Origin of the sequence: Pseudoalteromonas sp. NZS71 (genome assembly GCF_015864715.1) — a bacterium.
Taxonomy (GTDB): domain Bacteria; phylum Pseudomonadota; class Gammaproteobacteria; order Enterobacterales; family Alteromonadaceae; genus Pseudoalteromonas; species Pseudoalteromonas arctica.
In genome coordinates this window covers 95,358-116,424 of the sequence record NZ_JADYWS010000014.1, presented here as the reverse complement: position 1 = coordinate 116,424, position 21,067 = coordinate 95,358, and the positions used below count along the sequence as shown (strand labels likewise).

19 protein-coding genes are annotated in these 21,067 nt (G+C 40.6%); 12 read left to right on the top strand and 7 right to left on the bottom strand.

All coding sequences use genetic code 11. The annotated features are described in order from the left end of the window. Nucleotides 1–11 precede the first annotated feature (11 nt). The 3 genes from I6E85_RS11130 to bioB are packed head-to-tail and all read right to left on the bottom strand — an operon-like array spanning nt 12 to nt 3,089. On the bottom strand, nt 12–890 hold the full coding sequence (locus I6E85_RS11130; protein ID WP_024589229.1) for a methyltransferase domain-containing protein: 879 nt from the start codon (nt 888–890) through the stop codon (nt 12–14). Beyond that, entirely contained in the window at nt 887–2,038 is a 1,152-nt protein-coding gene (locus I6E85_RS11125; RefSeq protein ID WP_024589228.1) for an 8-amino-7-oxononanoate synthase, read from the bottom strand. The genes I6E85_RS11130 and I6E85_RS11125 overlap by 4 nt, the downstream gene beginning before the upstream one ends. 10 nt (nt 2,039–2,048) lie before the next feature. Then, entirely contained in the window at nt 2,049–3,089 is a 1,041-nt protein-coding gene (gene bioB, locus I6E85_RS11120; RefSeq protein WP_197236966.1) for a biotin synthase BioB, read from the bottom strand. Nucleotides 3,090–3,182: 93 nt separating this feature from the next. On the opposite strand from bioB, the gene bioA reads away from it, so the two are divergent. From bioA to I6E85_RS11095, 5 genes are all read left to right on the top strand, one after another. Beyond that, nucleotides 3,183–4,484, top strand: coding sequence for an adenosylmethionine--8-amino-7-oxononanoate transaminase (gene bioA / locus I6E85_RS11115; protein ID WP_024589226.1), 1,302 nt, complete (start codon nt 3,183–3,185; stop codon nt 4,482–4,484). A gap of 421 nt (nt 4,485–4,905) precedes the next feature. Continuing rightward, on the top strand, nt 4,906–5,718 hold the full coding sequence (locus tag I6E85_RS11110; protein ID WP_024589225.1) for a hypothetical protein: 813 nt from the start codon (nt 4,906–4,908) through the stop codon (nt 5,716–5,718). Then, nucleotides 5,719–6,759, top strand: a complete 1,041-nt coding sequence (locus I6E85_RS11105; RefSeq protein WP_024589224.1) for an extracellular solute-binding protein — start codon at nt 5,719–5,721, stop codon at nt 6,757–6,759. Beyond that, the gene (locus tag I6E85_RS11100; RefSeq protein ID WP_024589223.1) at nt 6,759–8,258 is read left to right on the top strand and encodes an iron ABC transporter permease; all 1,500 of its coding nucleotides are present in this window, start codon (nt 6,759–6,761) and stop codon (nt 8,256–8,258) included. Before I6E85_RS11105 ends, I6E85_RS11100 begins: the two co-directional genes overlap by 1 nt. A gap of 14 nt (nt 8,259–8,272) precedes the next feature. Further along, entirely contained in the window at nt 8,273–9,289 is a 1,017-nt protein-coding gene (locus tag I6E85_RS11095; protein WP_024589222.1) for an ABC transporter ATP-binding protein, read from the top strand. Between the two features lie 90 nt (nt 9,290–9,379). Here the strand turns inward: I6E85_RS11095 and I6E85_RS11090 are convergent, their stop codons facing one another. Continuing rightward, nucleotides 9,380–9,814 carry an ATP-binding protein gene (locus tag I6E85_RS11090; RefSeq protein WP_007586798.1) on the bottom strand — a complete coding sequence of 145 codons (435 nt, stop codon included), beginning with the start codon at nt 9,812–9,814 and terminating at the stop codon, nt 9,380–9,382. A 297-nt stretch (nt 9,815–10,111) separates the two neighbouring features. Between I6E85_RS11090 and asnS the strand changes: the two genes are divergently transcribed. Further along, nucleotides 10,112–11,509 (top strand): asparagine--tRNA ligase, encoded by a 1,398-nt coding sequence (gene asnS / locus I6E85_RS11085; RefSeq protein ID WP_024589221.1) that lies wholly within the window; start codon nt 10,112–10,114, stop codon nt 11,507–11,509. Between the two features lie 69 nt (nt 11,510–11,578). Here the strand turns inward: asnS and I6E85_RS11080 are convergent, their stop codons facing one another. The 3 genes from I6E85_RS11080 to I6E85_RS11070 form a co-directional block, all read right to left on the bottom strand. Next, a complete protein-coding gene (locus I6E85_RS11080) occupies nt 11,579–11,863 on the bottom strand; it encodes a hypothetical protein (protein ID WP_024589220.1) in 285 nt (94 codons plus the stop codon). Nucleotides 11,864–11,967: 104 nt separating this feature from the next. Then, nucleotides 11,968–12,894, bottom strand: coding sequence for an electron transfer flavoprotein subunit alpha/FixB family protein (locus I6E85_RS11075; protein ID WP_024589219.1), 927 nt, complete (start codon nt 12,892–12,894; stop codon nt 11,968–11,970). Then, complete coding sequence (locus tag I6E85_RS11070) at nt 12,895–13,644, bottom strand: electron transfer flavoprotein subunit beta/FixA family protein (RefSeq protein WP_024589218.1); 750 nt, start codon at nt 13,642–13,644, stop codon at nt 12,895–12,897. A 221-nt stretch (nt 13,645–13,865) separates the two neighbouring features. Here I6E85_RS11070 and I6E85_RS11065 point away from each other — a divergent pair, with 221 nt between their 5' ends. The 6 genes from I6E85_RS11065 to I6E85_RS11040 all read left to right on the top strand — a co-directional run bounded on the left by I6E85_RS11065 (nt 13,866) and on the right by I6E85_RS11040 (nt 21,064). Beyond that, on the top strand, nt 13,866–15,512 hold the full coding sequence (locus tag I6E85_RS11065; protein ID WP_024589217.1) for an electron transfer flavoprotein-ubiquinone oxidoreductase: 1,647 nt from the start codon (nt 13,866–13,868) through the stop codon (nt 15,510–15,512). Between the two features lie 132 nt (nt 15,513–15,644). Then, the gene (locus tag I6E85_RS11060) at nt 15,645–16,109 is read left to right on the top strand and encodes an acyl-CoA thioesterase (RefSeq protein ID WP_007586808.1); all 465 of its coding nucleotides are present in this window, start codon (nt 15,645–15,647) and stop codon (nt 16,107–16,109) included. 258 nt (nt 16,110–16,367) lie between these two features. Next, nucleotides 16,368–16,937, top strand: a complete 570-nt coding sequence (locus I6E85_RS11055) for an outer membrane beta-barrel protein (RefSeq protein WP_007586810.1) — start codon at nt 16,368–16,370, stop codon at nt 16,935–16,937. A gap of 413 nt (nt 16,938–17,350) precedes the next feature. Further along, nucleotides 17,351–18,055, top strand: a complete 705-nt coding sequence (tsaA, locus tag I6E85_RS11050) for a tRNA (N6-threonylcarbamoyladenosine(37)-N6)-methyltransferase TrmO (RefSeq protein WP_024589215.1) — start codon at nt 17,351–17,353, stop codon at nt 18,053–18,055. A gap of 89 nt (nt 18,056–18,144) precedes the next feature. Continuing rightward, nucleotides 18,145–19,869, top strand: coding sequence for a proline--tRNA ligase (locus I6E85_RS11045; protein WP_024589214.1), 1,725 nt, complete (start codon nt 18,145–18,147; stop codon nt 19,867–19,869). A 361-nt stretch (nt 19,870–20,230) separates the two neighbouring features. After that, nucleotides 20,231–21,064: a UDP-2,3-diacylglucosamine diphosphatase gene (locus I6E85_RS11040; protein WP_010552730.1), complete on the top strand. Its 834-nt coding sequence runs from the start codon at nt 20,231–20,233 to the stop codon at nt 21,062–21,064. Nucleotides 21,065–21,067: the final 3 nt, after the last annotated feature.

Sequence of the window (21,067 nt, the reverse complement as noted above, 5' to 3'; positions counted from 1 at the left end):
TAACTTAGCAATTAATCGCTTTTTTGTAATGATAACAGCACCACATGATAAGACACACATGCTTTATTATTTATAAGCGGATACGCACTGCATACTTTTTGTAGCGCAGATTTTGTAAGTAGCCCTTGACGTGTATTGGTATGATTTTGCGTAGTAGCGCCAATAACTTTAATTGAAGCTATAGCTTTTAAAGGTGTTGTATATTCATCGGTGTAAATACGTTTTTTAGCGCTGTTAATAGTAAATCCTGCATTTTGGACTGATTGGTTTATATACAACTCACTATTAAAAGTATTTATGTGGCTGTTAGAATCAAGCGCTGCAAAGGCTGTTTTTATTTCGTTAAGTGAGCCCTCTACCACAGTGCTTATGTACGCCTGCCCGCCTGGTTTTAATATGCTGTAAAGTGATTGCATTAAAGCCGAAAAATTAGCAGACCACTGCACTGCAAAGTTACTGTAAATTACATCAACACTGTTTGCTTGTAGCGGTAAGTTATCCATATCGGCGCATATTTTTGGTGCGGTTAAATCACTACTTTGCAGCATGTTTAAGCTTAAATCCATTGCCACAACGCTTGCAAATACGCTTTGTAAGGTATGTGTATTAACAAGTGGGCCTGCGCCTAAATCAACACAAAGCTTATTTTTATTAATGCCTGGTTTTATGAGTGCAAATAGATCGCTTGCTGCGTGTTTTTGTACATTTGCATGGTTGTTATAACGCGCTGCCGCCTTTGAAAACTTACTTTGTGTAGACTTTTTAAACTCCTTGCTTAGCTCCTTATTTAACTCTCTATCCAATTCTTTATTTAACTCGCTACCCACTAGGCACGGTTTTACTAGTTGTGTTTGCATTAAGTCTGTTTTTAATACTGGCTGAGCAGTCATGCTATTGCACCTACTAAATGCTTAATTAAGTGCGTTATGTCTTGCTCGGTATGTGCGGCGGTTAAAGTAATGCGTAAACGTGAGGTGTTATGTGCAACTGTTGGCGGCCTGATTGCAGTGAGCCAAATACCCTGTTGTTTAAGTTTATCTGCCGCTTGCAATGTTTGCTCAGCGCAGCCTAATACAATGGGCTGTATGGCTGTGTTTGATTGCATTACAGCAATATTGTGAGTTTTAGCGAGTTGCTTAAATAACGCAATATTGGCATTTAGCTTATCGCGTTTATCATTGGCTGTTTTTATGTTTTTAATACGCGCAAGTGTGTGGCTTGCCATAAGCGGCGACATAGCAGTCGAATACGTGTAATCGCGATTAAATTGCAGCATGTAATCAATAAACTGTTTACTGCCTAATACACACGCACCACTACTAGCCACTGCTTTACCAAAGGTAATGATCAATATATCTGGCAGCGTTTGCGTAATAAACGCTTCGCAACTGCCCAAACCGGTTTTACCTAATGCACCAAAGCCGTGTGCGTCGTCAATCATTAGCCATGCGTTGTGCTGTTTTGCAAGTGCGAGTAATTCTTTAAGAGGCGCGGTATCGCCATCCATCGAAAACACGCCTTCGCTTATAATTAGCTTGTTTTGCGCTTTTGATTTTTCGAGCCGTGAACGTAAATGGTTCATGTCGTTGTGATTAAAACGTACTAAAGCCGCGTTAGAATGCAGAGCACCGTCAATCAAGCTTGCATGATTTAACTTATCTTGAAAAATAGCGCTGTTTTGCGCAGCGGCTTTATCTTGAAACAACGCTTTAATTACGCTGCTATTAGCGCTAAACCCTGAGTTAAATAGCATTCCTGCGCCATAACCAAATTGCTCACATAAGTATTGTTCAAGCGCTTTTTGCTGCGCCTGATAACCCGTAACCAATGCTGAGCTGTGACTCCCTAACGCGTGGGAGTCATTAAGGTTAACAGCCTCATCACCAAAGCCTAAGTAGTCGTTACTGGCAAAGTTAAGGTAGGTTTTATTATTAACCGTTATGGTGCGCGCTGTAGCGTGTTGTACTACATAGCGCTTACGAAGTAACGCATCTTGCTGGCGAGCCTGCAGATGCGTGTTTATAAAATCAAAAGGCATTGATATAAGCCTACGCTTCGTAAAACAATTCAGAGGTTGCTTTGTCGGCTACTTGCGATGAAAGCGAGGCTTCTACTGCTTCGTCTGAATAGTCGTGACGTTTTTCTGGGTTCATGCCTAATTTTTTAATTAGGTTCATATCGGCATCAGCGTCAGGGTTTTCGGTGGTAAGAAGTTTGTCGCCATAAAATATTGAGTTAGCGCCTGCAAAAAAGCACATTGACTGCATTTGCTCGTTCATGGCGTTACGCCCTGCCGATAAACGTACATAACTGTGTGGCATCATAATGCGCGCTGTTGCTATGGTACGTACAAATTCAAAGTGATCTAAATCGTCTGCGTTTTCAAGCGGTGTGCCTTTAACTTTAACGAGCATATTAATAGGCACGCTTTCTGGCTGTTGTGGCAAATTAGCTAGCTGCATCAGTAACCCATAACGGTCGCTTGCTTGCTCGCCCATACCGACTATTCCGCCTGAGCATACTTTCATACCAGCATCGCGTACGTGGTCAATGGTATTTAATCTGTCTTGAAATGTACGGGTTGATATAATTTGCTCGTAATACTCAGGTGACGTGTCAAGGTTGTGATTATAGTAATCAAGCCCCGCGTCGCGAAGCTCATGAGCTTTTTCGTTTGTGAGTTTACCCAGCGTCATACAGGTTTCTAACCCTAGCTCTTTTACTTCTTTAACCATTTGCGAAATGTATGGCATGTCTCTGTCTTTTGGATCTGACCATGCAGCGCCCATACAAAAACGGGTCGCGCCTTTTTGTTTTGCAAGGCGCGCTTGCTCTACTACTTTTTCTACTTCTATCAAGCGTTCACGTTCTAAATCTGTTCGGTAGTGCCCCGACTGCGGGCAATACTTACAATCTTCTGGGCAAGCGCCTGTTTTAATTGATAACAACGTAGAAATTTGCACTTCATTTGGGTTGAAGTTAGCACGGTGAACCGAGGCGGCTTTAAAAAGTAAGTCGTTAAATGGCATTTCAAATAATGCTTTAACCTCATCGTGGGTCCAATCGTGACGAACAGGTGCAAGTTCCATAATACTCTCTTATTTTTTCTCAGCGGTGATATTGGCTTAGTCTACGAGTTGAAGTAACATTGTCAACGAAGCCCACCAAGTTAAAGTTTACATATGATTAAAAAGAATACGATTGACCTTGATTTTGATCGTGAGCACATTTGGCACCCATATACATCTATGACTAAGCCAATTCCGGTATACCCTGTTACACATGCAAACCACAATATTATTCACCTCGAAACTGGTGAGCAATTAATCGATGGCATGGCCTCGTGGTGGAGCGCCATACATGGCTATAATAACCCTGTTATAAATAACGCCATGATTGAGCAAATTAATAATATGAGCCACATTATGTTTGGCGGTATTACGCATAACAGCGCGGTAGAGCTGTGCAAAAAAATAGTAAATATAACGCCGCCTAGTTTAACTAAAGTGTTTTTAGCCGACAGCGGATCGGTAAGTGTTGAAGTAGCAATAAAAATGGCGCTGCAATATTGGTTAAGCCAAGGTATTACGACAAAACAAAAACTAATGACGCCTTACAAGGGCTACCATGGCGACACCTTTGCAGCCATGAGCGTATGCGACCCCGTTAACTCAATGCATAATTTGTATAGCGGCTTTTTACCTGAACACGTTTTTGTACCTGCACCGGTTAGTCAATTTGGGAGCAAATTTAACCAGGCAGAAGCCCAAGAGCTTGAAGAATATTTTAAAGCAAACCACAGCCAAGTTGCCGCCTTTATCATTGAGCCTATTGTACAAAACGCGGGTGGTATGAACTTTTATCACCCCGATTATTTAGCCTGCGTGCGTAAGTTGTGCACCCAATATAATGTACTGCTAATTTGCGACGAAATTGCCACAGGCTTTGGCCGTACAGGTAAATTATTTGCCGTAGAGCACGCCAATATAGAGCCCGATATAATGTGTATTGGTAAAGCATTAACTGGCGGCTCAATGACGCTATCGGCCACTATCACTAGCGATAAAATAGCCATTGGCATAAGCGAAGGTGAAGCCGGTGTTTTAATGCACGGCCCTACATTTATGGGTAACCCGCTTGCCTGTGCTGCGGCCTGCGCAAGTATTGATTTATTACTTGAGCAAAACTGGCAACAACGAATAAAGCAAATAAACACCCAGCTACAACAACTTAATAAATGCAGTGAACTAAATGAGGTTGCCAATGTGCGTACCTTAGGTGCAATAGGCGTTGTTGAACTAAACGAGGCTGCTGGCAATGTTGATGTTGCTAAAATTCAGGCTTATTTTGTAGAGCAAGGCGTATGGATACGCCCATTCGGTAAACTAATTTACCTTATGCCACCGTATATAAGTGACGACACCAGTATAAAAACACTGTGTGATGCCATTTATAATGCCATTGAAGGCAAGCATTACGCTTAATAGCTAGGGCGTGTTGATCTTTGGTAGGTGAATTTGCAGCAGTATGTTTGGTTTTTAGGCAAGGCAGAGCCTATGTAGTGTGGTTATTCCCCATAAATAGGCGATAACGCAGCATAAATGACAAACATGCGCTGCCCTTTGGGTTCTTTCTAGGGACGATAAACTCTTTGTTACTCGGTTTTTACTTAGCCCACTAGGTTACAAACCTCGCGCCGCGATTTAATCGTCCCTAGATTGAACAAATTTCAATCCGCAAAGGTCAACACGCCCTAATCTTACAGGTTATAGCGCTATTTACTGTAACCTACCGCTACATTTAGTGTTTTTATCTATTAAGCGAGTTTGTGGTTATTGATCTCGTTAACTATTAGCTATATGATAATGTCTATCATTTACAATTACCTTTTTGGACTTCTTTGCTATGAAATTACTATTTAAACCAGCCAAAACTTTAGGTGCAAGCCTTTTACTAGCCTCGGCGTTTATGGCTCAACCGGTATTAGCTAACGGCCCTATTGGCGAGCATGTTAATCATCTTCAAGCTAACCTTAAAAGTTACGCAGAAGAAGTAGAATGGATGGTAGGCAAAGTTGATACCATGGTAAGCGACTACGATACTAAAGGCGCAAAATCTGTAAAAACTGATGATTTAATTGAATACTGGGAATCAGTTAAGTTTCACAGCGCAATAGAAACTAACTTTGTACCAGTATACGCTTCTATTTGGCAGGGTCTTTATGGCGTAAAAATGGCCATTGATAATAAACAGCCTGCTGAGGAAGTTCGTAAACAACAAAAAGCGATGAACATAGCCTTGTGGCAAGGCCTTGGGGCTGTTAAGCTTGCTGCAAAATTCCAGCAAAAAGGCTTGTTAGACACTGTAAAAGCAACCGCTACAAAAGAAATGACACAAAGTGCCACAATTGATGAAATTAAGCACAAATTAGACCGTGTAGTAGCTAAATTTGCTGAGCGTTTACAAGACGAAGCAACTGAAATTGTTCACGATACTTATCTACACCTGTTTGAAGGCGTTGAAGGTACACTTATAGAACAAGACGCTAACCTAGTTGAAGTGCTGGAAAAAGACTTTAACGTAACACTGCCACTAGCAATTAAAAACAGCAAAAGCGTAGATGAAGTACGCGATGTGATCAGTGATATGCAAACAAAATTAGACCGCGCTAAGGTTTTAATAGAAAAAGCCGAAAAAGCCCGTAAGGATGTATTTTAAGTGAAGCGTAGGACCTTTATTCAAGGCCTAGCTGCGTTAGGGGTGGTTGGCTCATTGCCACTGCCTCTTTCTCGTGCGCTAGCCGCTGATATAGCAAACCCAGTTTCTGTTGATGATTTACCAAAGCTTAAAGGCGAGTTAACCCTTTATTTAGGCCGAGGCGAAGGTGGTTTGTATGAAAACGTATTACAAGCAATCCAGAAAAAAAATCCAGACTTTAAACTCGGTATACGCCGAGGTCCTACTGCTGCTTTAGCAAATACGATTGTTGCAGAAGCTAAAGCCGGCGTTCGCCGCGCTGATTTATTTTGGGCGGTTGATTCAGGCGCGATTGGTTTAGTAACCGATGCAGGCCTTGCACAACCTATCCCAGGTGATTTATCTGCTCAGTTACAACCACAATTTAGATATAAAGAGTGGGCTCCAGTAACTGGCCGTATTCGTACATTGCCATATAACACGTCGCGTTTGACCAAAGATCAAATTCCAACAAGTATTATGGAAATTGCCGACAGCGATTTAAGTATTGGCTGGGCGCCCGCCTACGCTTCTTTTCAATCGTTTGTAACCGCAATGCGAATTTTAGAAGGCGACGACAAAACTGCTAAGTGGCTTAAAAAGATTAAAAAACGTGCTAAAACATACGCTGGTGAATTAGGTGTTGTTATGGGCGTTGAACGCGGTGAAGTTGATATTGGTTTTGCTAATCATTATTACACATTGCGTTTAAAATCAGGCAAGCCTGATGCCAAGCTTGATTTAGCATTTACACAAAATGATGCGGGCTGTTTAGTTAATGCATCGGGTGTATTAGCCCTTAACGACGATCCGCTTGCTACTAACTTTATGCGTTACTTACTTAGTAAAGAAGTACAAGGTTACTTAGCCAGTGAAGCGTACGAAATTCCGTTAGTAAATGGTATTACCCAACCTGAGGGTCTACCATCACTTGCTAATATTTCTCCACCTAAAGTAGATTTAACACACCTTGCTGATTTACGCCCTACTATAGATTTGATGCGTAGCAGCGGCGTATTGTAATGAGAATACCTGCCTCTTATCCAATGGCGCTGCTTGCAGCGCTTGTTGCGCTTACCCCTGTTTATGTATTAATAGTGCTTGCAAGCGATGCAAGCTCAGTGTTTGACACCCACAATCTTCAAATTTTAGGCAACACGTTATCGTTAATGGGTTTAACGGTACTCGGATCTATTTTAATTGGTGTGCCACTGGCGTTTATTAGCGCGTATGTGCATTTGCCATTTAAAAAACTCTGGCTGGTTGTATTTGCAGCCCCACTGGCAATCCCCAGTTATATTGGCGCGTTTACACTTTATGCTGCTTTTGGCCCCGGTGGCGAAATAAACACCTTAACAGGAATAGAAACACCATCAATGTATGGCCTAACAGGTGCCGCCATTGTAATGACACTTTATACTTTCCCGTTTGTAATGATGACAACTCGCTCATCCCTACTGAGCCTTGACGCGAGCATGGTTAATGCCGCGCGTACGCTAGGTATGTCGATGACGCAAAGTATATTTAAAGTTATATTACCGCGCGTAGTTAACGGTATTGCAGCAGGCTCATTGTTAGTCGCCCTTTATACGTTATCAGACTTTGGCACGCCCGCAATGATGCGCTTAGATACGTTTACCCGCGTAATTTACGTTGAATACAACGCCTTTGCGTTAGGGCGCGCAGCTATGCTTTCGCTTCAACTGATGGTTATTGTTGGCTTTTTACTTTTAGTTGAATCACAAATAAAAACAGCCCCTGAGCGCCAAGGTCGCCCGTTAATTTTATTCCCAAGCAAACTACAGTTAAGTGCAATATTTATTACGTTTGCACCTGTTTTACTGCTCGCTATTGGCTTGCCTTTGGCTATATTTTCGCTTTGGTTAGCTCGTGATGGTTTTAGCTCATTTGATTTTAATATTGCGTGGAACTCTACGTATGCATCGGGTATTGCGGCAATTGTAGCTGTTATCGTTGCGATCCCCGTTGCACATGCCGCACTGAGTGGAAAAGCGGGTCGTATAATGGAGCGTGTTACTTACTTTGGTTTTGGTATTCCGGGTATAGTAATGGGCACAGCGCTTGTTTACGGTGGTTTGCAGTTACCGTTTTTATACCAAACACTAGGACTGCTTATTATTGCTTATATGCTGCGGTTTTTACCACTTGCTGTAGGCTCTGTTAGAACAAGCACCGAACACTTAGATCCAAGCTTAGTAAAGTCTGCGCGCGTATTAGGGGCAAGTCCACGTGAAGTATTTACTCGTATAACACTGCCTTTAACTATGCGCGGTATTATTGCCGGTGCAGCACTGGTGTTTTTAGAGTCAATGCGCGAACTCGAAGCCACGCTATTACTTGGCCCAACAGGGTTTGAAACCCTCTCTACCTATTTATGGCGTGTATACGAAGCGGGCTATTTTGGTCGCGCCGCTATTCCTGGATTATTGTTAGTAGTGATATCTGCCTGCGGGTTAGCTATTATGATGTCTGGCGAAAAACGCAACCAGTTTGAACATTAAGGATTTAAGAAACAATGCTATCTGTAAGTCAGTTGTCTATAGATTATGGCAGTAACCGCGTAGTAAGCGATTTAAACTTATCGCTGGGTGAAAACGAAATCCTTATGCTTGTAGGGCCAACAGGTTGTGGTAAAAGTACAATTTTACAAGCCCTTGCTGGCCTTATACCTATTAGCGAAGGCGAAATAAACACAGGTAAATGGCGCGCTACACCCAAATTAACAATACCTCCTGAAAAACGCAGTGTAGGTATGGTTTTTCAAGATTTTGCGTTATTTCCGCACTTAACCGTACAGCAAAACATTTGCTTTAGATTAAAAGATACAGCCCCTGCTGAGTATTGGATAAAACTACTTGGACTGAGCGATTTTAGAGATAAAAAACCAGCAACGCTTTCTGGCGGACAAAAGCAACGTGTAGCACTTGCGCGCACCCTAGCCCACCAACCTGATTTTGTATTACTTGATGAGCCGCTTTCAAACTTAGATGCCGCCCTTAAAGACATGCTTCGTTGGGATATTAGAAACGCACTTAAAGCTGCTGGCGTACCGGCGATTTGGGTAACACACGACCAAGAAGAAGCACTCTCGGTTGGCGATCGTGTTGGTGTACTTAAAGGCGGCAAAATTCAGCAAATCGATACACCCGAGCGCTGCTTTAGTACCCCAAATAATCGCTTTGTGGCACGCTTTTTAGGTGAAGCCAGCTTTATTAGCGGCCAATTTAGCCAAGGACAAGCCACTACCTCAATTGGTAATGCGCCCGCTCATGGCGTTGACTGTGAAAGTGGCGACGTTGATGTACTACTTCGACCAGACGATGTGTTACTTGTTCAAAGCAGTGTTGGCAATAACGGCGAAGTAATTTGGGTACGTTTTGAAGGTGGCAGTCGCTTGTGCGCTGTAAAACTTGCGTGCTCTACGGTTGTAACTAGCCGAGTAAGCCATGAAGTTGTGGTAAACCCAGGCGATGAAGTGCATGTATCACTAAGTACATCGCACCCACTAGCGGTTTATAAACAAGAAGCTTAACTACTTTTTTACTTACATAAACCAAAAAGCCCATATATATGGGCTTTTTAATAGGTATTGCTATGTATGTTACTAACTAAATTCGAAGCACTACCACTCAAACATGTAGGCCATTTTGCTTATGGTTTTAAGCGGGACATTATGCGAGTTACGTTTAGCATATAAGTGCTGCATTGATTTGTCTTTCACTTCACCCACTATCACTTCTTTTACTTGATAACCTAAAGCAACAGCAGCTTGGGTGTAAGCTATAAATTCCCACTTTTTAATATTGGTGTTATCTACAATCACCAATGGCATACCTTGAGCAAGTGCATTTATAAAGCGCGCTAAATTTAAATTATGAAATTGCGACAATTTAAATTTATCGAAATGATATTCGCCCTGCTCATTAATAAAGTAATCATCAGTTGAGCAGATTAGGTATTGGCTTTCGTCAACTCCACCTAATTCGTCAGCAAGGCTTTGCGCGTAGTAAGACTTACCGCTTCCTGGTAGTCCTCGTAAAATAAAAACTTGTTTCATAGCATCGATTTTTTAAGTGTGAATAAATATTAATTTGATTTGTTTGTTAATAATGCCACAAAATCATTAAATTTAAGAGCAACAAATCATAATAGTAGCAATTAAACTCTAAAAACTGTTTAAAAATAAACCGCATGCATAAAAACTTTTAAAGAGTTGCCCACAATAGTTTTTTTATTCAACTTTACTAGGTAAGATACAGGGTTCAAGTGCAGCGCCGTTTATGTGCAATTTATGCCCGAGTGTTGCGCACAGTTAAAATAAAATAGTTAGGCAACTTATATCATTGGAGTGAAGATGAGCCATTTAGCGATTTCAGAGCTATTAAAAGGCAATGTTGCGGTAGACAGCCAAGTAACAATTAAGGGCTGGATCCGTACTCGCCGCGATTCAAAAGCAGGAATTTCATTTTTAGCCGTTCATGACGGTTCGTGTTTTGATCCTATTCAAGCGGTAGTTCCTAATTCACTGAATAATTATGATGAAGTTACTAGCTTAACAGCCGGTTGTTCTGTGTCGGTTACTGGTGTTTTAGTACAATCTGCTGGTCAGGGTCAATCTTACGAAATTCAAGCTAATACAGTGACTGTATTAGGTTGGGTAGAAAACCCAGATTCATACCCAATGTCGGCAAAGCGCCACAGCATTGAGTACTTACGTGAGCACGCTCACCTTCGCCCTCGTACAAATATGATTGGCGCGGTAACTCGTGTACGTAACTGTTTAGCACAAGCTATTCACCGTTTTTACCACGAGCAAGGCTTTTACTGGATCAGCACGCCAATTATTACGGCAAGTGACTGTGAAGGCGCTGGCGAAATGTTCCGTGTGTCTACGCTTGATATGCAAAACTTACCGCTTACAGACAAAGGCGAAGTTGATTACAGCGAAGATTTCTTCGGTAAAGAAGCATTTCTTACTGTATCTGGCCAGTTAAATGGCGAAACTTACGCTTCTGCAATGTCAAAAATTTACACGTTTGGCCCAACATTCCGTGCAGAGAATTCAAATACATCTCGCCACCTTGCAGAATTTTGGATGGTAGAGCCAGAAGTTGCATTTGCTGATTTAGAAGACGTCGCAAAACTTGCTGAAAATATGCTTAAGTATGTGTTTAAAGCCGTACTTGAAGAGCGTCGTGATGACATGGAATTTTTTGCACAACGTGTAGAAAAAACTGCAATTACGCGTTTAGAAGAATTTGTAGAAAAAGACTTCGCGCAGGTAAATTACACTGAAGCAGTAGAGATCCTTAAAAACTGTGGTAAAAAGTTTGAGTACGCTGTTGAATGGGGTGTAGATTTACAATCTGAGCACGAGCGTTACTTAGCTGAAGAACACTTTAAAGCACCGGTAGTTATTAAAAACTACCCACGTGACATTAAAGCATTCTACATGCGCCAAAACGAAGACGGTAAAACCGTTGCCGCAATGGACATTGTAGCACCCGGTATTGGTGAGATCATTGGTGGTTCACAACGTGAAGAACGCCTTGATGTACTTGATGCACGCTTAGAAGAAATGGGCTTAAACAAAGAAGATTACAGCTGGTACCGCGATTTACGTAAATACGGTAGCGTGCCACACTCAGGCTTTGGTTTAGGCTTTGAACGCTTAGTTGCTTATGTAACAGGTATGGGCAACGTACGTGACGTTATTGCCTTCCCACGTACTAAAGGCAGCGCCACTTACTAATATTCAGTAAGTCGTTTATAAATACTAAAAACCAGCCAATTGGCTGGTTTTTTTGTGTCTAATATATTTCTATTTAAGATTTTTTACAAAAAATAAGTAAAAACTTATATGTGATGCAAACAAGGTTAAAAACAGACTTCCCTTTGTAAAGCTAGAAAACCAGAGTAAGAATAGTAAAAATACATGAACTAAGAACATCCCATACCAAGAAATTTTTGCAGCCATATGGATTTTTGAACTTTGCTGTTGCTTAACCTCATGAACGCTAAAACCCCAAGCGAGAGCGGTCCACACACATGAAAATAAAAACATAAAAGTTGAAGCAATAGTTAATCCAATATCACTGCTGTCCATCGATCCCCCTTATCTAACAAATTGTTATTATAAAAACAAAAAAAGCCATGATACCCAAAGGACACCACGGCTTTCAACCAGAATATATTTTGCTTAATTAAGCGCTATAAAGCACTTTCGAGCTGTGGCAGTACTTCAAACAAATCAGCCACTAGACCGTAATCTGCAACTTGAAAAATAGGTGCGTCTGGGTCTTTATTAATCGCGACAATTACTTTTGAGTCTTTCATGCCGGCTAAATGCTGAATAGCACCGCTAATCCCTACTGCAATGTATAAATTAGGCGCTACAATTTTACCTGTTTGCCCTACTTGCATGTCGTTAGGTACAAAGCCTGCATCAACTGCTGCACGCGACGCACCAATCGCAGCACCGAGTTTATCGGCAATACCATTAAGTAGTGCAAAGTTTTCACCGTTTTGCATACCGCGACCACCCGATATAACCACAGTGGCAGCCGTAAGTTCAGGTCGTTCAGACTCTGTTTGTTCAACACTTACAAAGCTACTTAATTGCGAATCAGACACTGTATCAATACTTGTTATAGCAGCAGCTGATTGCTCACCTTGTAAATCAAAGCTACTGGCACGTACGGTAATTACTTTTTTACTGTCGAGTGATTTAACCGTTGCGATTGCATTACCTGCATAAATTGGACGTTTAAATGTATCGGCGTCCACTACTGCGATAATTTCAGAAATTTGCGCAACATCTAATAACGCAGCAACACGTGGCATAAAGTTTTTACCTGTTGTAGTAGCACTTGCAACAATGTGGCTGTAGGTGTCGCTAAGCGATAAAACTAAATCGGTCATGCTCTCAGCTAACTGATGTTCATAAACGCTATTATCGGCAACTAAAACATTAGCTACGCCATCAATGCTGGCCACTTGTGAGCTCATTGCGCTTAGGCTGTTCCCTGCAATAAGTACATCAACAGGAAAACCTATTTTTACTGCAGCGTTAATAGTTTTTGAGGTTTCTGGTTTTAAGGCACCGTTGTCGTGCTCTGCAATTACGAGTGTTTTCATTTAAATCACCTTTGCCTCTGTTTTTAATTTTTCTACAAGCTGTGCAACGTCTTCAACAATAATTCCTGCGGTACGTTTAGCTGGCTCTTCTACGCTTATTAATTGAATACGCGGTGTTAAATCAACACCAAGCGAATCAGCTGCTATTACTTCAAGCGGCTTACGTTTGGCTTTCATAATATTTGGCAGTGATGCGTAACGAGGCTCGTTTAAGCGTAAATCAGTCGTAACAACCGCTGGTAAGTTAAGTGCTACCGTTTGCAGGCCCCCATCAACTTCGCGGGTCACGTTTACTTTGCCATTTTCAATAACAACCTTGGATGCAAATGTACCCTGCCCACGATTAGTAAGCGCAGCAAGCATTTGACCTGTCTGGTTATTATCTGAATCGATTGACTGTTTGCCCAAAATGACAAGTTCAGGAGATTCTTGCTCTACAATTTTAGCGAGTAGCTTTGCAATATGGAGTGACTCGAGCTTTTCATCGGTTTCGATGTGAATGGCTTTGTCGGCACCCAGTGCTAATGCTGTGCGTAATTGCTCTTGCGATGCTTTTGGACCAATAGTAACAGCAACAACTTCACTGGCTGTACCGGCTTCTTTAAGGCGTATTGCTTCTTCTATAGCAATTTCACAAAACGGGTTCATTGCCATTTTTACGTTAGTTAAATCAACGTCGCTTTTATCACTTTTAACGCGTGCTTTTACGTTGTAATCAATCACTCTTTTTATTGGTACGAGAACTTTCATAGGAACTCCATAATTATTTAAACCTACAAGGTAACGTGCACGTCAACTTATTTATTTTATGAAATTAGACTACTTCCTGTTGACGTAAACGTCAACCTAAAATAACCTTTAACTATTCACAGTCTGTAACGTTTAATTTGCAAGGTTAAAAATAGGCTGTACACCTTATTTAAATGCGTAGTAAACATTCGAATAAGTCCGTCATAGATAAAGAGGTTATTATGGTCGAACGTGAAACCATGGAATTTGATGTAGTAATTGTTGGCGCTGGCCCTGCGGGGCTTTCAAGTGCAATTAAACTCGCGCAATTAGCACAAGAAAAACAACAAGAGTGCATGATTTGCGTAGTCGAAAAAGGTTCCGAAGTGGGTGCACATGTACTCTCTGGCGCTGTTTTTGAAACCAAAGCTTTGGATGAACTGCTACCAAATTGGCAAGAGCTTGGCGCACCGGTTACAACCAAAGTAACTAACGATGAAATTTATTGGTTTAATAACGAGCAAAAATCGACATCAATCCCCCACTTTGCTACGCCAAAAACATTTCATAATGACGGTAACTACATTGTATCTATGGGTAATGTATGTCGATGGCTTGCTGAGCAAGCTGAAAGCTTAGGCGTAGAGATTTTTCCAGGATTTAGCGCACACTCTTTAATAATTGAAGATAAAGCAGTAAAAGGCATTATCACTGGCGATATGGGTGTCGACAAAGACGGTAATGAAAAAGACGGTTACATGCCTGGCATGGAGCTTCGTGCAAAATACACTATATTTGCAGAAGGCTGCCGAGGTCACTTAGGTAAGCAGCTAATTAATGAGTTTGCACTTGATGCAGATTCATCGCCGCAGCATTACGGTTTAGGCTTTAAAGAAATTTGGCAAATTGATGAAAGTAAGCATGAGCTTGGCAAAGTTGTTCATGGTACAGGTTGGCCACTTAGCGGCGATACTAATGGTGGTGCATTCATGTATCACAGTGAAAACAACCAAGTCGTTGTAGGTTTAATTGTTGACTTAAATTACTCAAACCCACATTTAAGCCCGTTCGATGAGTTTCAGCGAATGAAGCACCATCCAGTATTTAAAAACGTACTTGAAGGCGCAGAACGCATTGCTTACGGTGCGCGTGCTATTGCTAAGGGCGGTTTACATTCATTACCAAAAATGCATTTTGCAGGTGGCTTACTTGTAGGGTGCGATGCAGGCACACTTAATTTTGCAAAAATTAAAGGTAATCACACTGCAATGAAATCGGGAATGGTTGCCGCTGAAGTTATTTTTGAAGCATTGCAAAATGAGTTGGCAAATACCGATTTAACTCATTATCAAACTGCGTTTGAGCAATCGTGGGCATATAAAGAGTTATATCAATCTCGTAACTTTGGCCCTGCAATGCACAAGCTCGGTAAGTTTGTAGGTGGTGCGTATAACACGCTTGATCAAAATATTTTCAATGGTGGTTTACCCTTTACATTTAAAGATAATACGCCCGATCACTCTACCCTTGTTGATGCTAACGCCGCTGACAAAATAGCGTACCCAAAGCCAGATGGACACCTTAGCTTTGATAAACTCTCAAGTGTGTTTTTATCAAATACTAACCACGAAGAATCACAGCCGTGTCATTTAAAGCTCAAAGATGCGTCAATTCCTATTAACGTGAACCTAGTGAAATTTGATGAACCTGCACAGCGTTATTGCCCTGCTGGCGTTTACGAAGTACAAGAAATAGCAGGCAATAAAGAGTTTGTTATTAACGCTCAAAACTGTGTGCATTGTAAAACCTGCGATATTAAAGACCCAAGCCAAAACATTACCTGGGTAACTCCAGAAGGTGCTGGTGGGCCAAACTACCCAAATATGTAACTAAATTATGCGTTATATACACATATAGTCACTTTTTTTACATATAAATTATAAACATATCCTAAATTGCAGGGGCTTCGGCCCCTTTTTTACGTTATGCTAATAGTAGTTTTAATAATAAGAGTGTTATCTATGCCGTCGTCAAAAGTTGTTTTTCGTTTTTTAGCAGAGCCTACCGATGTTAATTTTGGTGGTAAAGTTCATGGTGGGGCCGTCATGAAATGGATTGACCAAGCAGGCTATGCATGTGCTGCGGGTTGGAGTGGTCACTACTGCGTAACGGTTTCGGTTGCGGGTGTTAAATTTAGACGCCCAATTTTAGTGGGTCAAATAGTCGAAGTAGAAGCTAAAATTGCCCATACGGGTAGAAGTAGCATGCAAATATTTATACAAGTGCGTTGTGGCGATCCAAAAACACAAAATATGGTTGAAACAAATCATTGTGTTATCAGCTTTATTGCAATGGATGAAACGGGCTACCCTATAGAAGTGCCTTCGTTTAAAGCTGTAACAGAAGAAGATATTAAATTAGAAAATTACGCTATAAAAATGAAAGAAATAGCAATTGAAACAGAAAACTTGCTTCATACAGTGTAATTACTAGTTTAAATAATTCAGGCTATGTAAAAAACTCATTATACTTTGTAAAACATACAACTTATTTTAGAGTACTCAATTACACAAAAGTTCACTTTGATTATAAAACACGCTAAATACCGTAAAAACCAATACAAAAGAATTAATTAAGGCGTGTTTTTAATTCATTTTAATATTGGCACGCTCGCTGCAAGTAGATAATTGAAGTTTGATTAATGAAATCAAGCATTTGATTATTTTTTGTAAAGGAGCTATTCAATGATTAAAACACTTTCTCTTTCAGCTATTGCACTAGCAACACTGGGTTTTAACTCTGCAGCACACGCTGACATTTCTGATTTCGATTCTCCACGTATTTATACTGGTATCGGTTACGGTCAATATTCTTTTGAATTTGAAGACAGTGACAACGACACTGACTTTGACGACGATGCACAAATGCTTAAGGGTTACGTTGGTGCACAATTTAACGAGTACTTAAGCTTAGAGCTTGCTTATCAAAACTTTGATGAAGTAAGTGATATAGACAGCAAAGCTGAAATTGATGGCGTATCGCTTGCCGCACGTTTGGGCTACCCTATAACAGAAAGCTTTTCTGTGTATGCAAAAGGCGGTTGGCTTGAATGGGATGCAGATTACACACAAGATTTACCAGTAGGTGGCGTATCAGCGTCTACAGATGGTGGTGATGCATTTTACGGCGCTGGTATTGAATACGCGCTTACAACAAATGTACAGTTTCGTTTAGAGTACGAACGCTATAAACTTGATGACGATATTGACCCAGATATGGATGTAGCGTCTGTATCAGTTCAATACATGTTTTAATTAGTCTTTAGCATGTATAAAAGGTAAGCCCAAGGGCTTACCTTTTTTGTTTTAGGCTCTTTTTAAATATATTAATATAAACCAATCAGTCTAATAAAAACTTTAAACCGTTTGGTCTATAATGCTAAGTGCATTAAATAATTGTTCTATTGTAGCACTAAGAAAATAGCGCAATAACAAGGCAAAATTATAATATATAGTTGTTATCACAAATTGCTCCCTGCATTGCTCTACCTCCTGCATCCACGCAGTCAACTATGAATAATTCCTAACAAAGTAAGTGCGCTATTTAATGCAGTAGAATAATCATATTTTTTAATAAAATTGGTATACGCAATAAACTTGCTTACATTAATGCCATAAATGCTAAATGCGGGTAGAATAGCGCTCTATTTTATTTGTACCCGAGTACTATGAGCGATTATACCATTTCGGCTATTGGCCACATTCAATCTCCTTATAAACAAAAGTTTGCTATACCTAGGCAACCACGTTTAGTGCCACAAGCTAAAGCAAAGCTTATATTTGCCCCCGATTTTAATCGCGAAGAGTTTGTACGTGGTTTAGATGAATTTACTCATATTTGGTTGTTATTTCGTTTTCATGAAACAGCTGATAAAGGTTATTCTGCTATGGTGCGCCCGCCTCGTTTGGGTGGCAATGAGCGAAAAGGTGTATTTGCGACCCGTGCTACATTCAGACCAAACGCAATTGGAATGAGCGCCGTAAAACTTGAAGGTATTGAATATAAAAACGGACAACTTAGCTTATTACTCGCTGGCATTGATTTACTTGATGGCACACCGATTATTGACATAAAACCGTATTTGCCGTATTCAGACTCTATGCCGGATGCAAGTGCTGGCTTTGCTGACACGCGCCCAGAAACACAAATGACGGTTGAATTTAGCCCTCAAGCAATTGAGTTTGTTAATGCGCAAACACAATACCCAGATTTACATGATTTTATTGCCAATGTTTTAAAACAAGATCCCCGCCCTGCATATAAAAAACAAAAAGACGGCGAGCAGAGCTATGGTATGACTTTGTATAATTATAATATTCGCTGGCAAGTCAGTGGCGAACATAACGTAGTAACAAGTATAGAAAAAAACTAAATAACTCAGTTAGCGCTTTAGTGTAAAAGCATCCGCTGGTAAACTTAAGCTCTATTAAAAGAATATAATTACTCTATTTCGGAAAAAACATGCGTACAAGCCAATATATACTCGCAACACTTAAAGAAACGCCATCAGATGCTGAAATCGTATCGCATCAGTTAATGCTTAGAGCCGGTATGATCCGTCGCGTCGCTTCGGGTTTATACACTTGGTTACCCTCTGGTTTACGCGTGCTACGTAAAGTAGAAAACATTGTACGCGAAGAGATGGACAAAGCAGGTGCAATTGAAATGCTAATGCCTGTTATTCAACCTGCTGATTTGTGGGAAGAGTCTGGCCGTTGGAATGAATTTGGTCCTGAGCTTATGCGCTTTACAGACCGTCATAACCGTACGTTTGCACTTGGCCCAACACACGAAGAAGTAATAACTGATTTCGTACGTAAAGAAATAAGCAGCTACAAGCAATTACCAGTTACTTTATACCAAGTACAAACTAAAGTACGCGACGAACGTCGTCCTCGTTTTGGTGTAATGCGTGCTCGTGAATTTACAATGAAAGATGCCTACTCTTTTCACTTAAGTGAAGAGTGTTTAGATGCGACTTATCAAGCGATGCACAAAGCATATTGTAATATTTTTGAGCGTTTAGGCCTTGATTACCGCCCTGTTATAGCCGATACAGGCTCTATTGGTGGTAGCGTATCGCACGAGTTTCATGTACTTGCTGAGTCGGGCGAAGATGCAATTGCATTTAGTGATGGCAGTGATTACGCCGCTAATATTGAAAAAGCAGAAGCACTGGCACCAAGCGAGCCTCGCCCTGAAGCATCAAAAGAGCTTAAAGCGTTTCCAACTCCTGATGCTAAAACGATTAACGAGCTTAAAAAACACTACGGTGTTAAGCCACATCGCGGTGTTAAAACGTTAATTGTTTATGGTACGCCTGATGAAAACGAAGTACGCGGTTTAGTAGCCTTAGTACTGCGTGGCGATCACGAATTGAATGAACTAAAAGCTGAAAAGCACCCATTAGTAGACTCTCCGCTTGAAATGGCAACAGAGGCAGATATTGTTGCTGCTATTGGCGCAAAACCTGGCTCATTAGGCCCTGTCGGCTTATCTATGCCTATTATTGTTGATAGAGCCGCTAACATACTTGCTGATTTTGTTGCCGGTGCAAATAAAGACGACGAGCATTACAGCGGTATTAACTGGGATCGTGACGTAACTGATTACGAAGTTGCTGATATTCGTAATATTGTTGAAGGCGATATGAGCCCATGTGGCCAAGGCGTTTTACAAATTAAACGTGGTATTGAAGTAGGTCATATTTTCCAACTTGGCACTAAATACTCAGAAGCGATGAAAGCGGGTGTATTAAACGAAGGTGGTAAAAACCAAACCATGACTATGGGTTGTTACGGTATTGGTGTTTCACGTATTGTTGCTGCTGCTATTGAGCAGAACAACGATCAATACGGGATCATTTGGCCAAAATCAATCGCGCCATTCGATTTAGCAATTGTTCCAATGAACATGCACAAATCGCATCGTATTCCTGATATTGCAAATAACCTTTACCAAGGTTTAAAAGATGCTGGTCTTGATGTGTTATTTGATGACCGTAAAGAGCGCCCTGGTGTTATGTTTAACGATATGGAACTCATTGGTGTGCCATTTACGCTAGTAATTGGTGAGCGTAACCTTGACGAAAACAAAGTTGAGCTTAAAAACCGCCGTACAGGTGAAAAGCTAATGATTGATATCGATACAGCAATTGATGCAATTAAAGCAGCCGTTAAAGGTTAAGCTAAAAATACTTATAAGTAATTTTAAAACCGCTTTTTAAAAGCGGTTTTTTTATACCTAAATTTTATGTGTGTTATTTGGCTTTAGTATTACTGTCGTATAATTGTCATTTTTATTCCCTAAAGTATTTAACCTGAACTCTGGATAATAAATCTATCTCGAGCAGCTATTTTCAGCGCTAACTGCGTTGAATTTACTTGCAATAGGCTCGCTATTGACGCGTAAATTCGCCTTGTTTTCACTGAAAATCTCTGGCTAGAGAAAATAAATTTAAATATCACCATGATTCAATACCTTAGTAAATCTCTTAACCAGAGTTCAGGTTATTTAACTATTACACTCGATACTTTAGGGAATGAAAATGAGTAATGGCGCAAACACTAAGAAGCAACACTACCCTACTATTTGGATATCTGATGTTCATTTAGGTTACAAAGACTGTAAAGCAGATTACTTACTCGATTTTTTAAACTCGGTAGAATCCGATACACTTTATTTAGTGGGTGATATTATTGATTTATGGTCAATGAAACGTCAGTTTTATTGGCACCCTTCGCATTATCAAGTATTAAACTCTATACAAAAAAAAGCAGCTAGCGGTACACGCGTCATTTATATTCCCGGTAATCATGACGAAACGTTTAGAAACTATATAAATCAAACGTTATTTGGTATTGAAATCCACCAGCAGTTTATTCACACCACTAAAGCTAATAAACGTTTTTTACTCGTACACGGTGATGATTTTGATTCCGCGACACGCTATAACAAACTTATTAGTATCGCAGGTGATGCAGGGTACGACTTTTTATTATTTTTAAACCGCTGGACCAATCGTATTCGAAAGCTATTTGGTGGTAATTACTACTCGCTTGCATCATGGATAAAAGCTCGCGTACACAAAGCACGTGAAGCAATTAAAGCCTTCGAAGATGCCGCAATTCATGAAGCTAAAAAGCAAAACGTAGACGGTATTATTTGTGGACACATTCATCATCCCAAAATAAAAGTAGATGACGGAATTATGTATTGTAACGATGGAGACTGGATTGAGAGTTGTACGGCGCTGGTAGAGCAGCAAGATGGAAAAATTGAATTACTACATTGGTCAGACACACAAACCGTACTCGATAGCGCCGACATAACAAAGTTAAATATATCAACGGATGCTAAACCAAAAAAATCAGCTGCATAAGCA